Source organism: Streptomyces sp. PKA51, assembly GCF_057552455.1.
On sequence record NZ_BAAJPZ010000003.1, the window covers coordinates 22,923 to 43,689 of the forward strand.

At 73.4% G+C, this 20,767-nt stretch carries 20 protein-coding genes; 13 read left to right on the forward strand and 7 right to left on the reverse strand.

Annotated features, from left to right (window positions below; all coding sequences use genetic code 11):
- Window positions 1-171 precede the first annotated feature (171 nt).
- From AC27L3_RS05165 to AC27L3_RS05185, 5 genes are read left to right on the forward strand one after another with little or no spacing between them, the layout of a single operon-like run.
- Window positions 172-1,341 carry a ParA family protein gene (locus AC27L3_RS05165; RefSeq protein WP_344440087.1) on the forward strand — a complete coding sequence of 390 codons (1,170 nt, stop codon included), beginning with the start codon at window positions 172-174 and terminating at the stop codon, window positions 1,339-1,341.
- On the forward strand, window positions 1,326-1,832 hold the full coding sequence (locus AC27L3_RS05170; protein ID WP_487232832.1) for a hypothetical protein: 507 nt from the start codon (window positions 1,326-1,328) through the stop codon (window positions 1,830-1,832). Before AC27L3_RS05165 ends, AC27L3_RS05170 begins: the two co-directional genes overlap by 16 nt.
- 58 nt (window positions 1,833-1,890) lie before the next feature.
- Window positions 1,891-2,898: a segregation and condensation protein A gene (locus AC27L3_RS05175; protein ID WP_487232833.1), complete on the forward strand. Its 1,008-nt coding sequence runs from the start codon at window positions 1,891-1,893 to the stop codon at window positions 2,896-2,898.
- Complete coding sequence (gene scpB, locus AC27L3_RS05180; protein WP_487232834.1) at window positions 2,895-3,524, forward strand: SMC-Scp complex subunit ScpB; 630 nt, start codon at window positions 2,895-2,897, stop codon at window positions 3,522-3,524. The genes AC27L3_RS05175 and scpB overlap by 4 nt, the downstream gene beginning before the upstream one ends.
- Window positions 3,524-4,789, forward strand: coding sequence for a pseudouridine synthase (locus AC27L3_RS05185; protein ID WP_487232835.1), 1,266 nt, complete (start codon window positions 3,524-3,526; stop codon window positions 4,787-4,789). The genes scpB and AC27L3_RS05185 overlap by 1 nt, the downstream gene beginning before the upstream one ends.
- Before the next feature lie 57 nt (window positions 4,790-4,846).
- On the opposite strand, the gene AC27L3_RS05190 is transcribed toward AC27L3_RS05185, so the two are convergent.
- Together AC27L3_RS05190 and AC27L3_RS05195 are read right to left on the reverse strand one after the other, a co-directional pair.
- On the reverse strand, window positions 4,847-5,521 hold the full coding sequence (locus AC27L3_RS05190) for a nucleotidyltransferase domain-containing protein (protein ID WP_487232836.1): 675 nt from the start codon (window positions 5,519-5,521) through the stop codon (window positions 4,847-4,849).
- The gene (locus tag AC27L3_RS05195; protein ID WP_487232837.1) at window positions 5,512-5,874 is read right to left on the reverse strand and encodes a DUF952 domain-containing protein; all 363 of its coding nucleotides are present in this window, start codon (window positions 5,872-5,874) and stop codon (window positions 5,512-5,514) included. The genes AC27L3_RS05190 and AC27L3_RS05195 overlap by 10 nt, the downstream gene beginning before the upstream one ends.
- Window positions 5,875-5,905: 31 nt before the next feature.
- On the opposite strand from AC27L3_RS05195, the gene AC27L3_RS05200 reads away from it, so the two are divergent.
- The 4 genes from AC27L3_RS05200 (at window position 5,906) to der (ending at window position 10,058) form a co-directional block, all read left to right on the forward strand.
- On the forward strand, window positions 5,906-6,991 hold the full coding sequence (locus AC27L3_RS05200) for a prephenate dehydrogenase (RefSeq protein ID WP_487232838.1): 1,086 nt from the start codon (window positions 5,906-5,908) through the stop codon (window positions 6,989-6,991).
- 94 nt (window positions 6,992-7,085) lie between these two features.
- Entirely contained in the window at window positions 7,086-7,904 is an 819-nt protein-coding gene (gene cmk, locus AC27L3_RS05205) for a (d)CMP kinase (RefSeq protein WP_487232839.1), read from the forward strand.
- A gap of 44 nt (window positions 7,905-7,948) precedes the next feature.
- A complete protein-coding gene (locus AC27L3_RS05210) occupies window positions 7,949-8,536 on the forward strand; it encodes a lysophospholipid acyltransferase family protein (protein ID WP_487233166.1) in 588 nt (195 codons plus the stop codon).
- 61 nt (window positions 8,537-8,597) lie between these two features.
- Window positions 8,598-10,058, forward strand: a complete 1,461-nt coding sequence (gene der / locus AC27L3_RS05215; protein WP_487232840.1) for a ribosome biogenesis GTPase Der — start codon at window positions 8,598-8,600, stop codon at window positions 10,056-10,058.
- A 62-nt stretch (window positions 10,059-10,120) separates the two neighbouring features.
- On the opposite strand, the gene AC27L3_RS05220 is transcribed toward der, so the two are convergent.
- The gene (locus tag AC27L3_RS05220; protein ID WP_487232841.1) at window positions 10,121-10,435 is read right to left on the reverse strand and encodes a hypothetical protein; all 315 of its coding nucleotides are present in this window, start codon (window positions 10,433-10,435) and stop codon (window positions 10,121-10,123) included.
- 161 nt (window positions 10,436-10,596) lie between these two features.
- The gene (locus AC27L3_RS05225) at window positions 10,597-11,379 is read right to left on the reverse strand and encodes a hypothetical protein (RefSeq protein WP_487232842.1); all 783 of its coding nucleotides are present in this window, start codon (window positions 11,377-11,379) and stop codon (window positions 10,597-10,599) included.
- A gap of 265 nt (window positions 11,380-11,644) precedes the next feature.
- Between AC27L3_RS05225 and AC27L3_RS05230 the strand changes: the two genes are divergently transcribed.
- Together AC27L3_RS05230 and AC27L3_RS05235 are read left to right on the forward strand one after the other, a co-directional pair.
- Entirely contained in the window at window positions 11,645-12,895 is a 1,251-nt protein-coding gene (locus tag AC27L3_RS05230) for a glycosyltransferase (RefSeq protein WP_487232843.1), read from the forward strand.
- A gap of 32 nt (window positions 12,896-12,927) precedes the next feature.
- Complete coding sequence (locus tag AC27L3_RS05235) at window positions 12,928-13,803, forward strand: hypothetical protein (protein ID WP_487232844.1); 876 nt, start codon at window positions 12,928-12,930, stop codon at window positions 13,801-13,803.
- A gap of 13 nt (window positions 13,804-13,816) precedes the next feature.
- On the opposite strand, the gene ctaD is transcribed toward AC27L3_RS05235, so the two are convergent.
- A complete protein-coding gene (gene ctaD, locus AC27L3_RS05240; RefSeq protein ID WP_487232845.1) occupies window positions 13,817-15,493 on the reverse strand; it encodes an aa3-type cytochrome oxidase subunit I in 1,677 nt (558 codons plus the stop codon).
- A 433-nt stretch (window positions 15,494-15,926) separates the two neighbouring features.
- On the opposite strand from ctaD, the gene AC27L3_RS05245 reads away from it, so the two are divergent.
- Entirely contained in the window at window positions 15,927-16,142 is a 216-nt protein-coding gene (locus tag AC27L3_RS05245) for an I78 family peptidase inhibitor (RefSeq protein WP_344438076.1), read from the forward strand.
- Between the two features lie 94 nt (window positions 16,143-16,236).
- On the opposite strand, the gene AC27L3_RS05250 is transcribed toward AC27L3_RS05245, so the two are convergent.
- Complete coding sequence (locus AC27L3_RS05250) at window positions 16,237-17,253, reverse strand: phosphatase PAP2 family protein (protein WP_487232846.1); 1,017 nt, start codon at window positions 17,251-17,253, stop codon at window positions 16,237-16,239.
- Between the two features lie 263 nt (window positions 17,254-17,516).
- Window positions 17,517-18,716 (reverse strand): glycosyltransferase family 39 protein, encoded by a 1,200-nt coding sequence (locus AC27L3_RS05255; RefSeq protein WP_487232847.1) that lies wholly within the window; start codon window positions 18,714-18,716, stop codon window positions 17,517-17,519.
- Window positions 18,717-18,885: 169 nt separating this feature from the next.
- Here AC27L3_RS05255 and AC27L3_RS05260 point away from each other — a divergent pair, with 169 nt between their 5' ends.
- Window positions 18,886-20,511, forward strand: a complete 1,626-nt coding sequence (locus AC27L3_RS05260; protein ID WP_487232848.1) for an MFS transporter — start codon at window positions 18,886-18,888, stop codon at window positions 20,509-20,511.
- The last annotated feature ends 256 nt before the right edge of the window (window positions 20,512-20,767 follow it).

Genomic DNA, 20,767 nt, shown 5'->3' on the forward strand with positions numbered 1-20,767 from the left:
ATCCGCCGTAGACCCTTGACAGAAGGGTGTTCGATTGCCGACACATCGTGCCGTCTCCGGCGGATTGTGTTGCTGCGGACCGCCGACACGCCATAGAGTCGCCAACCGTCGGCATGGTGTCACGCTGACCTATCTAGATGTTTCCTGGTCACCAAGGAGGTAGGACGACTTGTGAATGAGTCGACATTTGCTCCCGGGGGTGGTCACCCAGGAACGCTTGCGCAGGGCCCGAGTCCCGTGGGACTCCACGCTGTCGGCTCCGTCGCCGTCCAGACCTTCGCAGCGCACCAGAACATCCAGAGCACGACGACAGCCCACCAGAGCATGGACGGTCAACACGTGAACGCCATGGCCGGCGACACGGGCGCCATGGAGCCCACCAGCCTCGCCGACTACGAGGAACTGCCGGACGGTCACTTCTACGACCCCGACGCCGAGTACGAGCCCGACCCCGAGTACGCGGCCACCCTCGCCCCCGACGCGGCCCGGCAGCGCCGCGAGCGCATCGGCCCCACCGGGCGGCCCCTGCCCTACTTCCCGATCCCCGGACCGCTGGCCGACCACGGCCCGGCCAAGATCATTGCCATGTGCAACCAGAAGGGCGGGGTGGGCAAGACCACCTCGACCATCAACCTGGGCGCGGCGCTCGCCGAATACGGCCGCCGGGTCCTGCTCGTCGACTTCGACCCGCAGGGCGCGCTCTCGGTCGGCCTCGGGGTCAACCCCATGGAGCTCGACCTGACGGTCTACAACCTGCTCATGGAGCGGGGCATGTCGGCCGACGAGGTGCTGCTGAAGACGGCCGTGCCCAACATGGACCTGCTTCCCAGCAATATCGATTTGTCAGCGGCCGAGGTCCAGCTCGTCAGCGAGGTCGCCCGCGAGTCCACGCTGCAGCGCGCCCTCAAGCCCCTGATGGCCGACTACGACTACATCGTGATCGACTGTCAGCCCTCGCTCGGCCTGCTCACCGTCAACGCCCTGACGGCCGCTCACAAGGTGATCGTGCCGCTGGAGTGCGAATTCTTCGCCCTGCGCGGCGTGGCCCTGCTCACCGAGACCATCGAGAAGGTCCAGGAGCGGCTCAACCCCGAGCTGGAGCTCGACGGCATCCTCGCCACCATGTACGACTCGCGCACCGTGCACAGCCGCGAGGTGCTCGCGCGCGTCGTCGAGGCGTTCGACGACCACGTCTACCACACGGTCATCGGACGCACCGTCCGCTTCCCCGAGACCACGGTCGCCGGCGAGCCCATCACCACGTACGCCTCCAACTCCGTCGGCGCCGCCGCGTACCGTCAGCTGGCCAGGGAGGTGCTCGCCCGTTGTCACGCCGAGTGAGCCTGCCCGGCGCCGACGAGCTGTTCCGCACCACGGGCGGCATGGGACTGCAGTCCTCCAGCCCGCGCCGCAAGGCCAACGGCGAGACGCCGCCCCGCGTGCCGGGACCGGGCGACGCGCCCGACGGCGACCGGCCGGCCCCCGCCGCGCCGGCCGCGGCAGCGGCCGGCACCGGCCAGGAACAGGACACCGAACGGCGCCCCGCCCCCACCCGCAACGACGGCACGCCCGCCGCCGCCCCCGCCAAGCGCCGCGGCCGCGCCGCCGGCCGCCGGCCCAGCGGGCGCGAACGCCACGACGAGAAGATCACCGTCTATGTCTCCGCCGAGGAGCTCATGGACCTCGAACATGCCCGGCTGGTGCTGCGCGGCGAGCACGGGCTCGCCGTCGACCGCGGCCGCATCGTCCGGGAGGCCGTCGCCGTCGTCCTGGCCGACCTGGAGTCGCGCGGCGACGCGAGCATCCTCGTACGACGCCTGCGCGGCCGCTGACCCACCCCGCCGCGCTAGCCTCGGGCCGTACACCGCGCCCCCTCCCCTGGAACCCTCCATGCCCGCAGCCGCCCCCCACCCGGCCCGCCGCCACCTGGGCCGCGGCCCCGGCATCCCGACGCCTGCCGGCACCGACCACGACGAGGGCGGCCCCCACGAGGAGGACAGCCCCCTCGCCACCCCGCAGCCCGCGCCCGCCGCCCCGGCCCCGGCCCCGGCCGCCCCGGACGGAGCCGGTCCGGCCGAGGCGGAGGCCGAGGGGGGTCGGTTCAGGGTGCGGCTGGAGAACTTCGAGGGGCCCTTCGACCTGCTGCTGCAGCTGATCTCCAAGCACAAGCTGGACGTCACCGAGGTCGCGCTGTCCAAGGTCACCGACGAGTTCATGGCGCACGTCAGGGCCATGGGCGAGGGCTTCGACCTCGACGAGATCACCGAGTTCCTGGTCGTCGCCGCCACCCTGCTCGACCTCAAGGCCGCCCGGCTGCTGCCGGCCGCGGAGGTGGAGGACGAGGCGGACCTCGCCCTGCTGGAGGCCCGCGACCTGCTGTTCGCCCGGCTCCTGCAGTACCGCGCGTACAAGCGCATCGCCGAGATCTTCTGCGAGCGGCTGGCGCACGAGGACCTGCGCCACCCCCGTACCGTCGGCCTGGAGCCGCAGCACGCCGAGCTGCTGCCCGAGGTCGTCCTCGGCATCGGCCCCGCGCGCCTGGCGGAGCTGGCCGTCAAGGCCATGCAGCCCAAGCCCGCGCCCCAGGTGTACGTCGACCACATCCACGCCCCGCTCGTCAGCGTCCGCGAGCAGGCCGAGGTGGTGGTCACCCGGCTGCGCGCCGCCGGGGAGGCGACCTTCGCCGCGCTCACCGAGGACGCCCCCGACACCCTGACCGTCGTCGCGCGCTTCCTGGCCCTGCTGGAGCTCTACCGCGAGCGCGCCGTCGCCCTGGACCAGGGCGAGGCCCTGGGGACGCTCACCGTCCGCTGGACGGGCGCGCAGGACGCGGCACCGGTGGTGACGGACGAGTTCGACCGCGAGCCGGACCCGGAGCCGGAGGAGGAGAAGGCATGAGCGAGCAGACGTACGAGGCACCCCCACTGGCGCTCAAGCCGGCCCTGGAGGCCGTGCTCATGGTCGTCGACGAGCCGGCCACCGAGGAGCACCTGGCGAAGGTCCTCGAGCGCACGCGGCGTGAGGTCGCCGACGCCCTGCGCGAGCTGGCGGACGAGTACGCGGCCCAGGGCCGCGGCTTCGACCTGCGCGAGGTCGCCGGGGGCTGGCGCTTCTTCACCCGGGCCGCGTACGCGCCGGCCGTGGAGGCCTTCGTCCTGGACGGCCAGCAGGCCCGGCTGACCCAGGCCGCACTGGAGACCCTGGCCGTCGTCGCGTACCGTCAGCCGGTCAGCCGTTCGAGGGTCTCGGCGGTGCGCGGGGTCAACTGCGACGGCGTGATGCGCACCCTCCTGCAGCGCGGTCTGGTGGAGGAGGCGGGGACGGAACCCGAAACAGGTGCGATCCTGTACAGGACGACGAATTACTTTCTGGAGCGGATGGGCCTGCGCGGCCTGGAAGAGCTTCCCGAGCTCGCCCCGTTCCTCCCCGAGGCGGAAGCCGTCGAGGGCGACTCCCCGGAGGGAGTCCCGTCCTTCGACCCGGACGCCCCGGACCACGACGCAGACGACAAGACGGAACTTTGATGCGAAGCAGCGGCAGGAACAGCGGAAGCGGCAACCGGGACAACCGGGGTGCCCGAGGAGGGTCCCCCCGTCCGGGGTCCGGTGGCGGGCGCGCGGGCGGCGGCCGTTCCGGCGGCGGGCGCCCCGAGAGCGGCGGCCGCTCCGGCGGCGGCTACGGCGGCCGCTCCGAGGGCGGGCGTTACGACGGCGGTCGCGGCGGGGACCGTCGTGACGACCGTCGTGACGACCGGCAGCAGGAGCGTCCGCGCCGTCCGCGCCCCGAGGAGCGCCGCTACGACGTGGGTCCCGACGCCGAGCGCACCCGGGGCGGTGCCACCAGCGGCCGCACCGGCGGCCGCGGCGAGGCGGCCCGCGGCGGCGCCAAGGGCGGCCCCAGGCGCAGCTCCACGGCCGGCTCCGGCGGCCGCAGCAGCGGGCCCGCCCGCGGCCACGGCTACGCCCCCGCCCGCCCGCGCGAGCTCGACGCCAAGATCGAGGAGCGCAACCGGGAGCGGCACAACAAGCCGCAGGTGAAGACGCCCAAGACCTTCCCCGGCGCCGAGCAGGAGGGCGAGCGCCTGCAGAAGGTGCTGGCCCGGGCCGGCATGGGCTCGCGCCGCGCCTGCGAAGAGCTGATCGAGATGGCCCGCGTCGAGGTCAACGGGCGCATCGTCACCGAGCAGGGCCTGCGCGTCGACCCCGAGAAGGACGAGATCAAGGTCGACGGCCTGACCGTGGCCACCCAGTCGTACCTGTTCTTCGCCCTGAACAAGCCCGCCGGCGTCGTCTCCACCATGGAGGACCCCGACGGCCGCCAGTGCCTCGGCGACTACGTCACCAACCGCGAGACCCGGCTCTTCCACGTCGGCCGCCTCGACACGGAGACCGAGGGCATCATCCTGCTCACCAACCACGGCGAGCTGGCCCACCGCCTCACCCACCCGCGCTACGGCGTCCAGAAGACCTACCTGGCCGCCATCACCGGCCCGCTGCCGCGCGACATCGGCAAGCAGCTCAAGAGCGGCATCCAGCTGGAGGACGGCTACGCCCGCGCGGACAACTTCCGCGTCATCCAGCAGACCGGCAAGAACTACCTGGTGGAGGTCACCCTCCACGAGGGCCGCAAGCACATCGTCCGCCGCATGCTGGCGGAGGCGGGCTTCCCGGTCGAGAAGCTGGTCCGCACCTCCTTCGGCCCCATCGCCCTGGGCGACCAGAAGTCGGGCTGGCTGCGCCGCCTGACGAACACCGAGGTCGGCATGCTGATGCGCGAGGTCGACCTGTAGCAGGCCCTGCGCCCGGCCGGTCCGGGGGCCCCACCCCCGGACCGGCCGCAGGCGCGCTCACCCCGCCGACGCGCGGCGCACCCGTATGAGGAAGTCCGCCACGCGCGCCGTGTCCGGCTCCTGCGGCAGGGGACTGCCGGGCAGCGCCTCCTCGCACTCCTCGAACAGGCGCGTCGCCCACGCCTCCACGCGGTCCCACGGCACCTGTCCGTGCCGTACGGCCAGGAAGCGCTCCCGCTCCGCCCCCACGTCCGGCGTCAGCGTCCCGGTGCGCAGCAGCTCGCGGCACGAGGTGAGCAGCCGCAGCATGTGCATGGCCGGCTTCCAGCGGGGTGCCTCCGAGCGGAGTCTGCGGTGCTGGGCCTGCGCGTAGCCCGCGAAGCTCCGGTGGGCCCGCCGGGAGAGGAACGCCCCGCGCAGCTCCAGCAGCTCGCGGCCCGTGGCGTCCGCGTACTCCACCAGCGGGGAGTGGAGGACCTCGAGCGCGTTGGGGTTGGCCCGCAGGGCCAGCTCGCAGAAGCGTTCCAGCTCCCACGAGAAGCGTTCCTCCTCGGGCCCCTCCACGTGCGTGGGCGGCTTGGTCAGGCCCCAGAACATCGGGGTGGGGGCCACGAACACCCCGCGCCGGTCGGTGTCGCTGGCCTCCGTCGCCAGGCCGAAGGCACGTGAGCCCATCACGCACGAGTAGATCGTGTGCTGCTCGACGAGGGTGCGGCCCCCAGTCACGACCACACCACCAGCCCCGTCGCCCGGCCCTCCGCGTCGCGCTGGATCTCCATCATCCCGTCCACCGCGTCGCGCGCGATGCGGCCGTAGACGTGCGGGAAGAGGGTGCCGGGGGCGACGCCGGGGGGCGGGGCGGGGTCGGCGGCCTCCCAGCGGACGAGGACGCCGAGTTTGTGCTCGTCGATGAGCAGGACCATGAGCGGGCCCGGCACCTCGCGGTAGAACGCCGTCGCCACGGCCAGCGTGGTCGCCTCGTCCGGCGAGCAGTGGACGAAGCCCTCGTCGGCCAGGGAGGCGGGGGAGTAGGGGCGGTCGGGCACGGCCAGCCAGTCGTCCAGCGGGACCACGTGAAAGATCATGGCTCGTTTCTACCCGACTAGGCTGGGCGGCGTGAGAACCGCGCTTGTCATCGGAACCGGACTGATCGGCACCTCCGCCGCCCTCGCCCTGGCCGCCCGGGGCGTCCAGGTGCACCTGAGGGACCACGACCCCGCCCAGGCCCGGACGGCGGCCGCGCGCGGCGCCGGCACGGACCAGGCACCCGAGGGGCCGGTGGACCTCGCGATCGTCGCCGTGCCGCCGGCGCACGTCGCCGCGACCCTGGCCGAGGCGATCGGCGACGGCGTGGCCCGCGCCTACCTCGACGTCGCGAGCGTCAAGGGCGGCCCGCGCCGCGAGCTGACGGCCCTGGGCTGCGACCTGGGCCGCTACCTGGGCACCCATCCGATGGCGGGCCGGGAGCGCTCGGGGCCGATGGCCGCGAGCGCCGACCTCTTCGAGGGCCGGCCGTGGGTGCTCACGCCCACCCACGACACCGACACCGAGGTCCTCAACGTCGCCCTGGAGCTGGTCTCCTTCTGCCGCGCGGTGCCCGTGGTGATGGACGCGGACGCCCACGACCGGGCCGTCGCGCTGGTCTCGCACACCCCGCAGCTGGTCTCCAGCCTGGTCGCGGCCCGGCTGGAGGACGCCGACGAGACGGCGGTGCGGCTGTGCGGCCAGGGCATCCGGGACGTCACCCGCATCGCCGCCTCCGACCCGCGCATGTGGGTCGACATCCTCTCCGCCAACCCCGGCCCCGTCGCCGATGTGCTGGCCGCCGTCGCCGGCGACCTGGACGAGGCCGTACGGGCCCTGCGCGCCCTGGACTCCGCCGACGAGGACAAGCGCCTGGACGGCGCCGCCGGCATCGAGGGCGTGCTGCGGCGCGGCAACAGCGGGCGGGCCCGGGTGCCGGGCAAGCACGGCGCGGCCCCGGCCACGTACGAGACCGTCACGGTGCTCATCGGCGACCAGCCGGGCGAGCTGGCACGGATCTTCGCCGACGCCGGCCGGGCGGGCATCAACATCGAGGACGTCCGCATCGAGCACGCCACCGGCCAGCAGTCGGGTCTGATCCAGCTGATGGTCGAGCCCGGCGCGGTGGCCCCGCTGTCGGCCACGCTGCGGGACCGCGGCTGGTCGGTGCGCCAGTAGCGCGGCAGCGGCTGCGCGGGGTGGTCCGGCGAGCCAGTAACCTTGTGTGAGCCCACCGAAGGGCTCACCATCGACCACCCCGTGCACGAGGAAGGTGTCCGACACCGTGGAAACCGCCGCCCGGACCGCCCCGGCCGCTGTCGTCGTCGGCATCGACGGCCCCTCCGGCACGGGCAAGTCCAGCACCTCCAGGGCCGTGGCCGCCAAGCTGGGCCTGCGCTACCTGGACACCGGCGCCCAGTACCGGGCGATCACCTGGTGGATGCTGGCCAACGGCATCGACGTCGACGACGCCGCCGCCGTGGCCCAGGCCGCGGGCAAGCCCGTGCTCGTCTCCGGTACGGACCCGTCCGCCCCGACGATCACCGTCGACGGCGAGGACGCCGCGGGCCCGATCCGCACCCAGCGCGTGACCGCCGCCGTCAGCGCGGTCAGCGCGGTGCCGGAGGTGCGCACCCGGCTGACCGAGCTGCAGCGCGCCATCGCCGCCGAGGCCCCGCACGGCATCGTCGTCGAGGGCCGGGACATCGGCACCACCGTCCTGCCCGACGCCGACCTCAAGATCTTCCTCACCGCCTCGCCCGAGGCCCGCGCGGCCCGCCGCAGCGGCGAGCTCAAGGGCAAGGAGGCCGCCGACCTGGCCGCCACGCAGGCCGCCCTGATCAAGCGGGACGCCGCCGACTCCGGCCGCAGGACCTCCCCGCTGGCCAAGGCCGCCGACGCCGTCGAGGTGGACACCACCGACCTCACGCTGGAGCAGGTCATCGAGTGCGTGGTCACGCTCGTCGAGGAGCGACGCAGCCGAGATGCAGCGCAGGTCGAGGGTCCCGACCGAGGTACGAGGGAGGGGCACTCGGCCGGAGCGGAGTCGAGGCGGAGCGCGACCGAGGGCGCAGAGAAGCGGTCCGCGTGAGCGGCACCGGTGCCGCCGTCGGGCGGCGGATCGGCATCGGCCTGATGTACGGGCTGTGGAAGCCGCGCGTGCTGGGCGCCTGGCGGGTGCCCGCCGCGGGCCCCTGCATCCTGGCCGTCAACCACTCCCACAACATCGACGGGCCGATGCTGATGGGCACCGCGCCCCGGCCGGTGCACTTCCTGATCAAGAAGGAGGCCTTCGTCGGCCCCCTGGGCGCCTTCCTGCGCGCCATCGGTCAGCTGGAGGTGGACCGCTCGGGCGCCGACCGCACCGCGGTCACCCGCGCCCTGGAGGTCCTGGAGCAGGACGGCGTGCTGGGCATCTTCCCCGAGGGCACCCGGGGCGAGGGCGACTTCGCCGCCCTGCGCGGGGGCCTGGCGTACTTCGCGCTGCGCTCGGGGGCGCCGATCGTGCCCGTGGCGGTCCTCGGCAGCGCCGAGCGCAGGGGCCGGGCCATAGCGGCGCTGCCGCCGCTGCGCAGCGGCGTCGACGTGGTCTTCGGTGACCCCTTCGAGGCCGGCGACGGCACCGGCCGCCGTACCCGCAGGGCGCTGGACGAGGCGACCGTCCGCATCCAGCAGCGCCTCGCCGCCCACCTGGCGGACGCCAAGCGGCTCACCGGCCGCTGAACGAGACTTGAGTAGCGGGCCGTAAGGGTCCGCCGATGAAGAAGAACGAGGAACGGACTTCATGGACGACCAGATCCACACCGGCGACGAGCACGGTGAGCTTGGCGACGCCGAGTACGCGGAGTTCATGGAGCTCGCGGCGCAGGAGGGCTTCGACGCCGAGGAGGTCGAGGGCGCGCTCGGCGAGGCCGGCCACGGCCCGCTGCCGGTGCTCGCCGTCGTCGGCCGCCCCAACGTGGGCAAGTCGACCCTGGTGAACCGCATCATCGGCCGCCGCGAGGCCGTCGTCGAGGACCGCCCCGGCGTCACCCGCGACCGCGTCACCTACGAGGCCGAGTGGGCCGGCCGCCGCTTCAAGGTCGTCGACACCGGCGGCTGGGAGCAGGACGTCCTCGGCATCGACGCCTCCGTCGCCGCCCAGGCCGAGTACGCCATCGAGGCCGCCGACGCGGTCGTCTTCGTCGTGGACGCCACCGTCGGCGCCACCGACACCGACGAGGCCGTGGTCAAGCTGCTGCGCCGGGCCGGCAAGCCCGTCGTGCTGTGCGCCAACAAGGTCGACGGCCCCTCCGGCGAGGCGGACGCCGCCATGCTGTGGTCGCTGGGCCTGGGCGAGCCCATGCCCGTCTCCGCGCTGCACGGCCGTGGCACCGGCGACATGCTCGACGAGGTCCTCAAGGCCCTGCCCGAGGCCCCCGCGCAGACCTTCGGCAACGCCGTCGGCGGCCCCCGCCGCGTCGCGCTGATCGGCCGCCCCAACGTCGGCAAGTCCTCCCTGCTGAACAAGGTCGCGGGCGAGGAGCGCGTCGTCGTCAACGAGCTGGCCGGCACCACCCGCGACCCGGTCGACGAGCTGATCGAGCTCGGTGGCAAGACCTGGAAGTTCGTCGACACCGCCGGCATCCGCAAGCGCGTCCACCTGCAGGAGGGCGCCGACTACTACGCCTCCCTGCGCACCGCGGCCGCGGTGGAGAAGGCGGAGGTCGCCGTCGTCCTCATCGACGCCAGCGAGAGCATCTCCGTCCAGGACCAGCGCATCATCACCATGGCCGTCGAGGCCGGCCGCGCCATGGTCATCGCCTACAACAAGTGGGACACCCTCGACGAGGAGCGCCGCTACTACCTCGAGCGCGAGATCGAGACGGAGCTGCAGCAGATCTCCTGGGCCCCGCGGGTGAACGTCTCGGCGCAGACGGGCCGGCACATGGAGAAGCTGGTCCCGGCGATCGAGACGGCGCTGGCGGGCTGGGAGACGCGGGTACCGACCGGGCGCCTGAACGCCTTCCTCGGTGAGCTCGTCGCGGCCCACCCGCACCCGATCCGCGGTGGCAAGCAGCCCCGCATCCTCTTCGGCACCCAGGCGGGCACCAAGCCCCCGCGCTTCGTGCTCTTCGCCTCCGGCTTCCTGGAGGCGGGCTACCGCCGCTTCGTCGAGCGCCGCCTGCGCGAGGAGTTCGGCTTCGAGGGCACGCCCATCCACATCTCGGTGCGCGTGCGCGAGAAGCGCGGCCGCAAGAAGTAAGGACCCCTCCGACGGCCCTGGACCCCGCCCGCGGGTCCGGGGCCGCTTGCGCGCCCGGGGCGCTAGTAGCCGCCGTCGCGCTGGCCGCCGCCCGGCGGCAGCGCCGGCAGGGCCGCGCGCGGCCGGCCGTGGTGGTACGAGTCCCAGGCCGGGTTGTAGCCGGACGGCCCGTGGTACGGGGCCGGGCCGGTGAGCTGGCCGGCGGGGCCGTACCCGCCCCGGTGCGGGCCGAAGGCCTTGAACGCCAGCTCCTCCTCGCCCGATCGGTCCCCGGGCAGCGCGCGGAACGAACGGCGGTACTCGGCGCAGAGGGCGTCGTAGATCGGGGTCACCGATGCGGTGTGGCTCTCCGCGTAGGCGTCGCGGGGTGGCCGCATGCCGGGGATGGGGTGCGGGTACGAGGACCGGGCTGGTTCGTATGAGTACACATCCCTGCCAACGACCCCGAGGGCCGACGGATGCGGTCCGGGACGCGAATGGGCGGCCGGGACCATACCGGCGGGGTACGGCACGTACGGCACGGGCCGGTGGTCGCCGCTCATGTGCCCGCGAGCGGCATCGTCGCACCCACCAGGCGCCCGGCCGCCGCCGCCCGGTCCAGGGCCTCGCGCAGCAGGTCCTCCCGCGGCTGCGCGCCGATCGAGCCCACGGGCGCGGCGAAGACCACCACCCGGCCGGTCTTGTTGACCGCCGCCCGCCACTCGTCGGCCACCTGCATCGCCTGGTGCGCCTGCCACCACGCCTGGGGCGCGGACCCGGCCGCCGGCGGCTGCAGCACCGCGTGCAGCCGGCCCATGGCCAGCAGCACCGACCAGCCCGGCAGCGGCGCCGGCACCTGCTCGACGTCGGTGACGGGCCGGAAGCCCTGCTCGGTGAGCAGGTCCAGGAAGACGTCGACGGGTCCGGTGGTGCCGGGGCGGGCGATGGCGGTCAGGGGCTCGACGACCAGGGCCGGGTGCACCTCGCCACCGATCAGCACCAGGCCGCTGGTCACGCCGAGTTCGGCCTGCAGGGGCACCTCGGCCTCGACGGTCCCGGGGCCGTTGCCGGCCTGGATGGAGGCCACCGCGCCCTGCAACTGCTCCTCGGAGACGGGCACCACCTGCGAGGGGATGCAACTGGCGTGCGCGAAGGCCAGCACCGCCGTCTCCTCGCCCACGAAGAGCACGGTGCTGGTGGGCATGTGCTCCGAATTGCCGGGGGTGCGGCAGGAGGTGCAGTCGTAGACGTCCGGGGCGTTGTTGCCGCCCAGCAGTCGCTCCGCTTCCTCGTCGCCGATCTCGGCGCGTACCTCGTCGCTGACTTCGAGCATGCGCGGCACAGGTGCTCCTCGAACTTGGGTATCGAAAATCCGATGTAACGAACGCGTCAGGCGAACCGGGCGCATCCCGGCTCGTAAGGAGACAACGGGAGATCCATGGCCTGGGTCACGCCCCGGAAAAGTTCCCGTTGCACCTACCGATTCGTCATCGCTTGGGGCACGACTTGGCGATCAATGCCAACCCCCGGTGGTCGCCCGCGGTCTAACCTCTCAGCAGAGGCGGACCGGGACAGGACGGTCCGCGCACACGGCTGCGTGAGGACGAATGCGCATCTCCTTCCTGATCCACAACGCGTACGCGATCGGCGGCACGGTCCGCACCACGTACACGCTGGCGGGCGTCCTCGCCGAGCAGCACGACGTGGAGATCGTCTCCGTCTTCCGCCACCGAGAGCAGCCCCTGTTCGCCCCCGCCGCCGCGGTACGGCTGCGTCACCTGGTGGATCTGCGCCGCGGTGGGCCCGCCTACGAGGGCGACCACCCCGACCACGGGCGCCCCGCCGAGGTCTTCCCCTGCGCCGAGGGCCGCTACCGGCAGTACAGCACGCTGACCGACCGGCGCATCGCCGAGCATCTGCGGGGCCTGGACTGCGACGTGGTGGTCGGCACCCGGCCCGGCCTCAATGTGCACATCGCCCGGCAGGCCCGCCGCGGGCCGGTCCGCGTCGGCCAGGAGCACCTCACGCTCGGCACCCACTCCGCGGCGCTCAAGCGCGTCCTGCGCGCCCACTACCCGCGCCTGGACGCCGTCACCACCGTCACCGAGGCCGACGCCCGCACCTACCGCCGGCTGATGCGGCTGCCCGGCGTGCACGTCGAGGCCGTGCCCAACGGGGTGTCCGCCCCTGCGCTCGCCCCCGCCGACGGCAGCGGCAAATGGGTCGTCGCCGCCGGCCGGCTCGCCCCCGCCAAGCGCTACGACGTCCTGATCCGCGCCTTCGCCCAGGTCGTCGCCCGGCGCCCCGACTGGCGGCTGCGCATCTACGGCGCCGGTGCCGAACGGGCCCGGCTGCGCGCCCTGATCGAGGACCTCGGCCTGTACAACCACGTCTACCTCATGGGCGCGGTCACCCCGATGGAGCCCGAGTGGGTCAAGGGCTCCATCGGGGTCGTCACCTCCAGCCTGGAGTCCTTCGGCCTGACCATCGTCGAGGCCATGCGCTGCGGGCTGCCCGTCGTGGCCACCGACTGCCCGCACGGCCCCGGCGAGATCATCGACGACGGGACCGACGGCCTGCTCGTGCCCGTCGGCGGACCCGACGCCGTCGCGGCCGGACTGTTGCGGCTCATCGACGACGACGACCTGCGCCGTGCCATGGGCGCCGCGGCGCTCGCCGCCTCCGCCCGCTTCGACCCCTGCCGCATCGCCGAGCGCTACGAGGCCCTCTTCACCGGCCTGCTCACGCGCGGTGGCCTGCGCGGCTCCCTGCACCGCACCCGCGGTGCCCTGCTCAGCGGTGCCTTCCGGGCCAAGGACCGGGGCCGCTCCGCCCTGCGGAAGGCGCGTGCCGCATGAAACCGACCTCCACGACTGAGGAGTTCACCATCGTGTCTGCCCCTGCCCCGGCCTTCGACGCGGGGAACCCCAGCGCCGACTGCATCGCGGACTCCGCGGGCGGACTGACCTTCGACCTCGACGCGCCGCACGGCACCGACGCCACCGCGCACTGGTCGGGAGCGCTCGTCCTGCGCCCGCGCGGCGCCGAGGACGAGTCGGCGGACGTCCTGCTGCCGCTCGCCCCCGCCGGCGCGGGCCGGCTGCGGGCCGTCCTGCCCAGCACGGTCGCCCTGCCCGAGGGCCGCTGGGACGTGCACGTGGCCAGCGGCGAGGAGCCACCGCGCCGGCTGCTGCCGGGCCTTGCCGACCTGCGCTCGCTCGTCGACCGCCGCCCCGGGCCCAGCATCTCGCCGCTCGCGGTGCGCATCCCGTACGCCACCAAGCACGGCAATCTCTCGCTGCGCAGCTGGCTGCGCGGGCCGCACGCGGAAGCGGGCGACGTGCACGTGGGGGAGGGCGGGCTGACGGTGTGCGGCACGCTGTACCGGGTGGAGGACGCGCCGGCGTGGCTCGCCGGCGCGGCCGTCGAGGCCCGTCTGCGGCGCGATCCCGCCGTCCGCGTCGGGGCTCCTGTCACGGTGGGCGAGGAGCAGGACCGCGCGGACTTCTCGGCGGTGCTGCCGTGGGCGGCCCTGGGGGAGCACTGGCGGGGCGGGACGGACGTGTGGGACCTGTGGCTGGTTCGGGAGGCGGGCGAGGAGGTGCGGATAGCCCGGCTGTTGGACGACGTCGCCGACAAGCGCCACGTTTTCGTCTACCCGGCGCGGAGCCTCTCCACCACTGGTGCCCCTGCCCAGGCGAGCCCGTACTACACGTGTGACAACGACCTTTCGGTGAAGGTGGAGGAACGCCCCCCGGTGGGGTGAGCAACCGCCCCCGTCACGGCGCCGGCGCCGGCGTTTCCGTGGCGCGCACCGTCTCGGGGTGGTGGAGGTCGAACGCCGGGGACTCCGACCGGATGCGCGGCAGCGTCACGAAGTTGTGCCGCGGAGGCGGGCAGGAGGTGGCCCACTCCAGGGAGCGGCCGAAGCCCCAGGGGTCGTCGACCTCCACCTTCCTGCCGTGCTTCGCCGTCTTCCAGACGTTGTACAGGAACGGCAGCGTCGACAGGCCCAGCAGGAACGCGCCGATCGACGAGACCGTGTTCAGCGCCGTGAAGCCGTCGGCCGCCAGGTAGTCGGCGTAGCGGCGCGGCATGCCCTCGGCGCCCAGCCAGTGCTGCACGAGGAAGGTCAGGTGGAAGCCCGTGAAGAGCGTCCAGAAGTGCATCTTCGCCAGCCGCTCGTCGAGCATCTTCCCCGTCAGCTTGGGCCACCAGAAGTAGAAGCCCGCGAACGTCGCGAAGACCACCGTGCCGAAGACCACGTAGTGGAAGTGGGCGACGACGAAGTACGTGTCGGTGACGTGGAAGTCCAGGGGCGGCGAGGCGAGGATCACGCCCGTCAGGCCGCCGAAGAGGAAGCTGACGAGGAAGCCCACGGCCCACAGCATCGGTCCTTCGAAGGACACGGAGCCGTGCCACATGGTGCCGATCCAGTTGAAGAACTTCACGCCCGTCGGCACGGCGATGAGGAAGGACATGAAGGAGAAGAAGGGCAGCAGCACCGCCCCGGTGGCGAACATGTGGTGGGCCCAGACGACCAGCGACAGCCCCGTGATGCAGATGGTCGCCGCGATCAGCGACCCGTAGCCGAAGATCGGTTTGCGGCTGAAGACGGGGATGATCTCCGAGATGATGCCGAAGAACGGCAGGGCGATGATGTAGACCTCGGGGTGGCCGAAGAACCAGAAGAGGTGCTGCCACAGCAGCGCCCCGCCGTTGTGGGCCTCGAAGACCTGGGCGCCGAAGCGGCGGTCGGCCTCCAGCACGAGCAGGGCCGCGGCCAGCACGGGGAAGGCCACCAGGATCAGCACCGAGGTGAACAGCACGTTCCAGGTGAAGATCGGCATCCGGAACATCGTCATGCCGGGCGCCCGCATGCCGATGATGGTGGTCAGGAAGTTCACCGCGCCGAGGATCGTGCCGAAGCCGGACAGCGCCAGGCCCATGATCCACATGTCGCTGCCCAGCCCCGGCGAGCGGGCGTCGCTGCTCAGCGGCGCGTACGCGGTCCAGCCGAACGCCGCGCCGCCCTCGGGCATCAGCAGGCTGGCCACCACGATCAGCCCGCCGAAGAGGTAGAGCCAGTAGGCGAACATGTTCAGGCGGGGGAAGGCCACGTCCGGGGAGCCGATCTGCAGCGGCATGATGGCGTTGGCGAAGCCCGCGAAGGCCGGGGTGGCGAACAGCAGCAGCATGATCGTGCCATGTGCGGTGAAGGCCTCGTTGAACTGTTCGTTGGTCACCAGCTGCAGCCCCGGCCGGGCCAGCTCGGCGCGCATCAGCATCGCCAGCAGCCCCGCGACGAGGAAGAAGCCGAACGACGTGATCAGGTAGAGATTGCCGATCTTCTTGTGGTCGGTGGTGGTCAGCCAGTCGACCACCATGCGTCCGGGAGTGCGCTGCCTGGCCGGCCGGGCCGGGCCGGCCGCGGCCTGCGCGGTGTCGGTCCCCATCCGTGCCCCCTGCTGTCTCGTTCCCACTGGGCTCCGGGCACCCGCCATGATGCTCGTGTCGCGGGCGCGGCGCGAGAGTGCCTCGGTGGCAAGGCGCCCCGCACGGCTGCCGGAGCGTCAAATTCCGAATGCCGTGGAGCCGTCGGCGGACCGGAGCCCGGAATTCGATTCGATCATTCCCCGGAGCGGTCCCCGGAACGGGAATTCCGGCGGGCCCTCCCGGCGGTCGGCGACCATCCTTCCGGAAGGGCCCGGTGAATTGCCCGGCGGGTTTATGTGGAGGCTCCGGGAAGGAAAAGGGAAGGCCCGTACGGGTGATGCGGGCCGGGCAAACTCCCCTGAGTTGTCTGTGACAGAAGTGTGACCAGTGGCGCGTCCGGCCGGGACGGACCCCGCCTACCGCACCCGTCCGCCGCCACCTACGGTGGCTGTCATGGCACCCCTGACGAACCTTCCGAAGGACCCCGACGACGACCCCGAGGGCTACACCGGTCTGCCCGCCGGCCCGGCCGCCGAGCGGGCCCGCGAGCGCGGCTGGACGGACGTGCGGACCCTGCCACCGGGCGCGATCATCACCATGGAGTACCGGGCGGGCCGGCTGAACTTCGAGGTCGAGGACGGCGTCGTACGGCGCTCCTGGAAGGGCTGAGACGCCGAAGGCGGCCCCGGGACGTCCGTCCGGGGCCGCCTTCGGCGTTGTGTGCGTACCGTGTGCGGGCGGGTGGCTGCGGCCCGGCGGGCCGTCAGGTGCCGGCGCGGCCGCGGCCGGCGGCCGGGACCGGCGGGGTGCGCGGCAGGCGGTCGGCGTGCGGCGGCCGGCGGCTGCCGGTCGGGGTGACCGGCGTGCGCTCGGAGCGGGCCGTGTGCGGCCGGGGCGGCAGGTGCGGCCGGCCGTCGGCGATCCGGGCCGCGGCGCGGCTGCCGGCGCCCACCGGTTCGCGGACCGGGAGGTCGTCGTCGGCCGGGTTGCGCGGACCGCCCAGCGACACGCCGGCGGCGGCCGGCAGCGCCACCGGCAGCGCGGGCACCACGCGGCGGGCCCGCAGCCGGCGCCAGGCCTCCTGCAGCCAGACGTCGGCACGCGCCATCGCCGGCTCGAACCAGGGCAGGGCCAGCAGCACCAGCAGGCCGGCCGTCCAGCCCAGGGTGACGTCGCTCATCCAGTGCGTACCGAGGTAGACCGTCGTCATCCCCACGCCGAGGGCGAGCAGCGCGGCGCTCACCGAGGCGATGCGGCGCGCGCGGGGGGTGGTGGCCAGGTAGGCCAGGACACCCCAGGTGACCACGGCGTTCGCGGTGTGGCCCGAGGGGAATATGTCGCCGCCGGCGAACATCTCGTTCGAGCCGACCGCGGTGGCGTAGTGCGGGCCCAGCCGCCCCATGCCCAGCTTCGCCGCGCCCACCGTCGCGTTGAGCAGCAGCAGCGAGGTGCCCAGCACCAGCAGCGGGCGCATCGTGCGCAGCTTGTAGGTGCGCCAGCCCAGCCAGGCGGCCACGGCCACGGCGGTCGGTCCGCGCTGGCCCAGGACCACGAAGTAGTCCAGGAAGGTGTGGATCTCCGGCCACTGCTTGTACGGCCGGAAGAGCATGACCTGCCAGTCGAACCGCACCGGCCAGGACGTGGTGAGCACACCGACCACGATCGCCGCGTACACCACGGAGGTCGCCACGAAGATCCCCAGACGGGTCCGGGTCATCCGTGGCGGCACGGCATCGGTCGGGTGCTCCTCCGCTGGGACGAGCTCGTCGTTGGTACGCACTCAATGGACGTTACATTGCGTGACAGGAGGGTCCGGCCGATCGAGCCGCTTTGTGATGACGATGTGATGTGGAATGCGTCTCAATCGTGCTGCCCGGCATGTTTGGAACAGCCGCATAAGAAAAAGTTAAAGAAACCCCGGACGGTGCTCGGCAAAGGCCGGGAAATCTTGAATTGCTTTCCCTGGCGAGCTGTTTATCGCTGATTGACCGAGGGGTTCCCCGGCGTTTGCCGGACCGCTCCGCACCGCCCGCCGAATTACGATCATGGCGGGCCGGAACCGTGCAGCCAGAACGCGCCGTAGACCGCCGACACCAGCGTCACGACCGACACCACCGCCACCGCGCGCACCGTCCGTAGCCGGGCCAGCGCCACCGCGAGGGGCAGCAGCAGCGGAAAGGCGGGCAGCATCAGGCGCGGCTTGGAACCGAAGTAGCCCTTCGCGGTGAGCGCCAGCAGCACCACCGTGCCGGAGTACGCCAGCAGCGGCAGCGGCTGCCCCTGCCGCACCCCCTTCACATACAGCAGCACCACCAGCACGACCCCCGCCAGCAGCGCCAGCCCCGCGGGGAAGGCGGGCCCCGCCAGCCGTTCCCCGATGAAGGAGGCGAAGGCCAGGCCGCCGTCGAAGCCGTTGCCCCAACCGCCCTGCACCTCCAGGTAGCCGGTGACGCTGCCGGTGCGCGCCCCCACCCAGGCGACGTACCCCAGCCAGCCCAGCGGGGCCAGGGCCGCCCCGGCCAGGACGCGGGCCACGGGCGTACGGCGCTCCCCGCGGCGCGCCCGCACCAGCTCCAGCGCCGCCCCCAGCCACACGGCCGCGACCACCGCCGCGCCCACCGGCCGGGTCAGCCCGGCCAGCGCCGCCAAGGCGCCCGCACCCGCCCACCGGCCGGTCAGCACGCAGTACACACTCCACGCCGCCAGCGCCGTGAACAGCGACTCCGAGTACGCCATCGACTGCACCACGCCCACCGGCAGCGCGGCCCACAGACCCACCAGCGCCAGGCCCGCCCGGCGCCCGTACCGCAGCTCGCCGACGGCGAAGATCCCCCAGGCGGCCAGCAGACCGGCCACGGCCGACACCACCAGGCCCGCGTCCGCGACCGACAGCGGCGAGACAAACGAGACCAACCGCTCCAGCCACGGCAGCAGCGGGAAGAACGCCAGGTCGGAGTGGACCTTGCCGCCCGCCAGGTGCAGCGTGAAGCCGTACCCCTGCTCGGCTATTCGGGCGTACCAGATGGAGTCCCAGCGCGCGGAGAGCAGATGGCGGGCACCCTTGTCGTCCGCGAGCCCCCACAGCACCAGCGCCACCAGGCCCACCGCCCGGATCCCCGCGTACAGCCACAGCGCCGCGGCCGCCCGGCGCAGGGCGGCCGCGGCGCCGGAGCGCGACAAGGAGGGGACGGCGGCCGGGGCCGGCCCGGACGCCGGTCCGACCGGGGAACGCAGATCACTCACCGATCGATTGTCCCAGGCGGCGCGATGTGCCCCACGACGTGAGAGGCGCCACGTGGGATCCGGCAGGACCTCGCGTACTCTGTCGATTCACTCGCCCCTCTCATCCGCCGGGGCTCTTCCCGACCCCAGGCCCACGGCGGCCGCGAGCGCAGGACACGGAGGTGTGTGGATGTCCGGGACGACCACCGCCGGCCCCCGACGGCCGGTCGGCGTTCCCCGGCAGCGGCGCTCCCGCCGCGCGGACGACCACGGCGGCGCCCTCGCCGGCCGCTGGACCGTGCTCGTCGTCCTCTGCGTCAGCCTGCTCCTGGTCGCCGTCGACGCCACCGTCCTGCACGTCGCGGTGCCGGCCGTCACCGAGGACCTGCGGCCCGGCGCGATCCAGCTGCTGTGGATCGTCGACGTCTACCCGCTCGTGTGCGCCTCGCTGCTGATCCTCTTCGGCACCCTCGGCGACCGGGTCGGACGCCGGCGCGTGCTGCTCTTCGGCTACGCCCTCTTCGGCATCGCCTCCGCGCTCGCCGCCCTCGCCACCGCCCCCGAAGTGCTCATCGCCGCCCGCGCCCTCCTCGGCGCCGGCGGCGCCATGATCATGCCGGCGACGCTGTCGATCCTCCGCCAGGTCTTCCCCGACCGGCGCGAGCGCGCCCTGGCCATCGGCGTCTGGAGCGCCGTCGCCGCCGTCGGCGCCGCCGTCGGACCGCTGCTCGGCGGCTTCCTGCTCGAACACTTCTGGTGGGGCTCCGTCTTCCTCATCAACGTCCCGCTGATGATCGTCAGCCTGCCCGTCGGCCGCTGGCTCCTGCCGGAGTCCACCGGCGAACGCGACGGACCCTGGGACGTCCTCGGCGCCCTCATGGCCGCCTTCGGCCTCTTCGGCGTCGTCTACGGCGTCAAGCACGTGGGCGGCCCCGAGGCCCTCTCGCTCGGCACCGTCGTCCCGGCCGGCGTCGGCGCCGCCCTCCTCGTCCTGTTCGTCCGGCGACAGCGGCGGCGCGCCCACCCCCTGGTCGACCTCACGATGTTCGCCCGGCCCGCGTTCGGCACCTCGGTCGGCTGCATCGTGCTCGCCATGCTGGCCCTCGTCGGCCTCGAACTCATCGCCGCCCAGTACCTGCAGCTCGTCCTCGGCCTGACACCCCTGCAGACCGGACTGCGCCTGCTGCCCCTGACGCTGGCCGCCATGGCCGCCGGCCTCGCCGGCTCCCGCGTCCTGCAGCGCTTCGGACCGCGCACCATGGTCTGCGCCGGCTTCGTGCTCACGGCCATGGCCGTGCTCTCGCTCACCGCCATGGGCCGCACCGACCGGCCCCTCACCCTCGTCGCCGCCTTCGTCGTCCTCGGCTTCGGGCTGGAGACGACGCTGTTCGGCGCGTACGAGTCGATGCTCAGCGAGGCGCCCGCGGAATCCGCCGGCGGCGCGGCGGCGATCGGCGAGACGTCCTACCAGCTCGGAGCCGGCATCGGCATCGCCCTGCTCGGCAGCGTCATGAACGCCGCCTACGCACCGGGCGTCGTCACCGTCCCGGGAGTGCCGTCGGCGGCCGGACTGGCGGCCCGGCACTCGCTCGGCGAGGCGTACGACGTCGCCGACCGCCTGGGCGGACCGGCGGGCGGCGCACTGCGGGCGGCGGCGCGCGACGCGTTCGTCTTCGGGCTGCATGTGACGCTGGCGGTCAGCGCGGGGCTGCTGCTGCTCGGTGCACTGGCGGCGCTGCGGCTGCCGCGGGCGATGGACTGCGGCGCGGCGCCGGTGCCGACGTCGACGCCGGTGCCGGCGGCCCGCGAGGGCTAGGGCCTGCCCGGCGGATCTTCGCTCACGCGGCCGCCACGGCGCCCCGTAGGGGCGCGGGGAACTGCGCGATCGGCCACCGACGGCCCGCAGGCGAAGCACAGCCCCCATCTGCGGGCACGCCGTGGCTTGTCGCGCAGTTCCCCGCGCCCCTACGGGGCGCTGCGTGATCCGCCACTGCCCCGCGCCCCTGACGGGGCGGGGTGGGCTCGGCCCGCTGCGGGCGGACCCGCACTGGACGGGGTGGGTTACTGCGCCG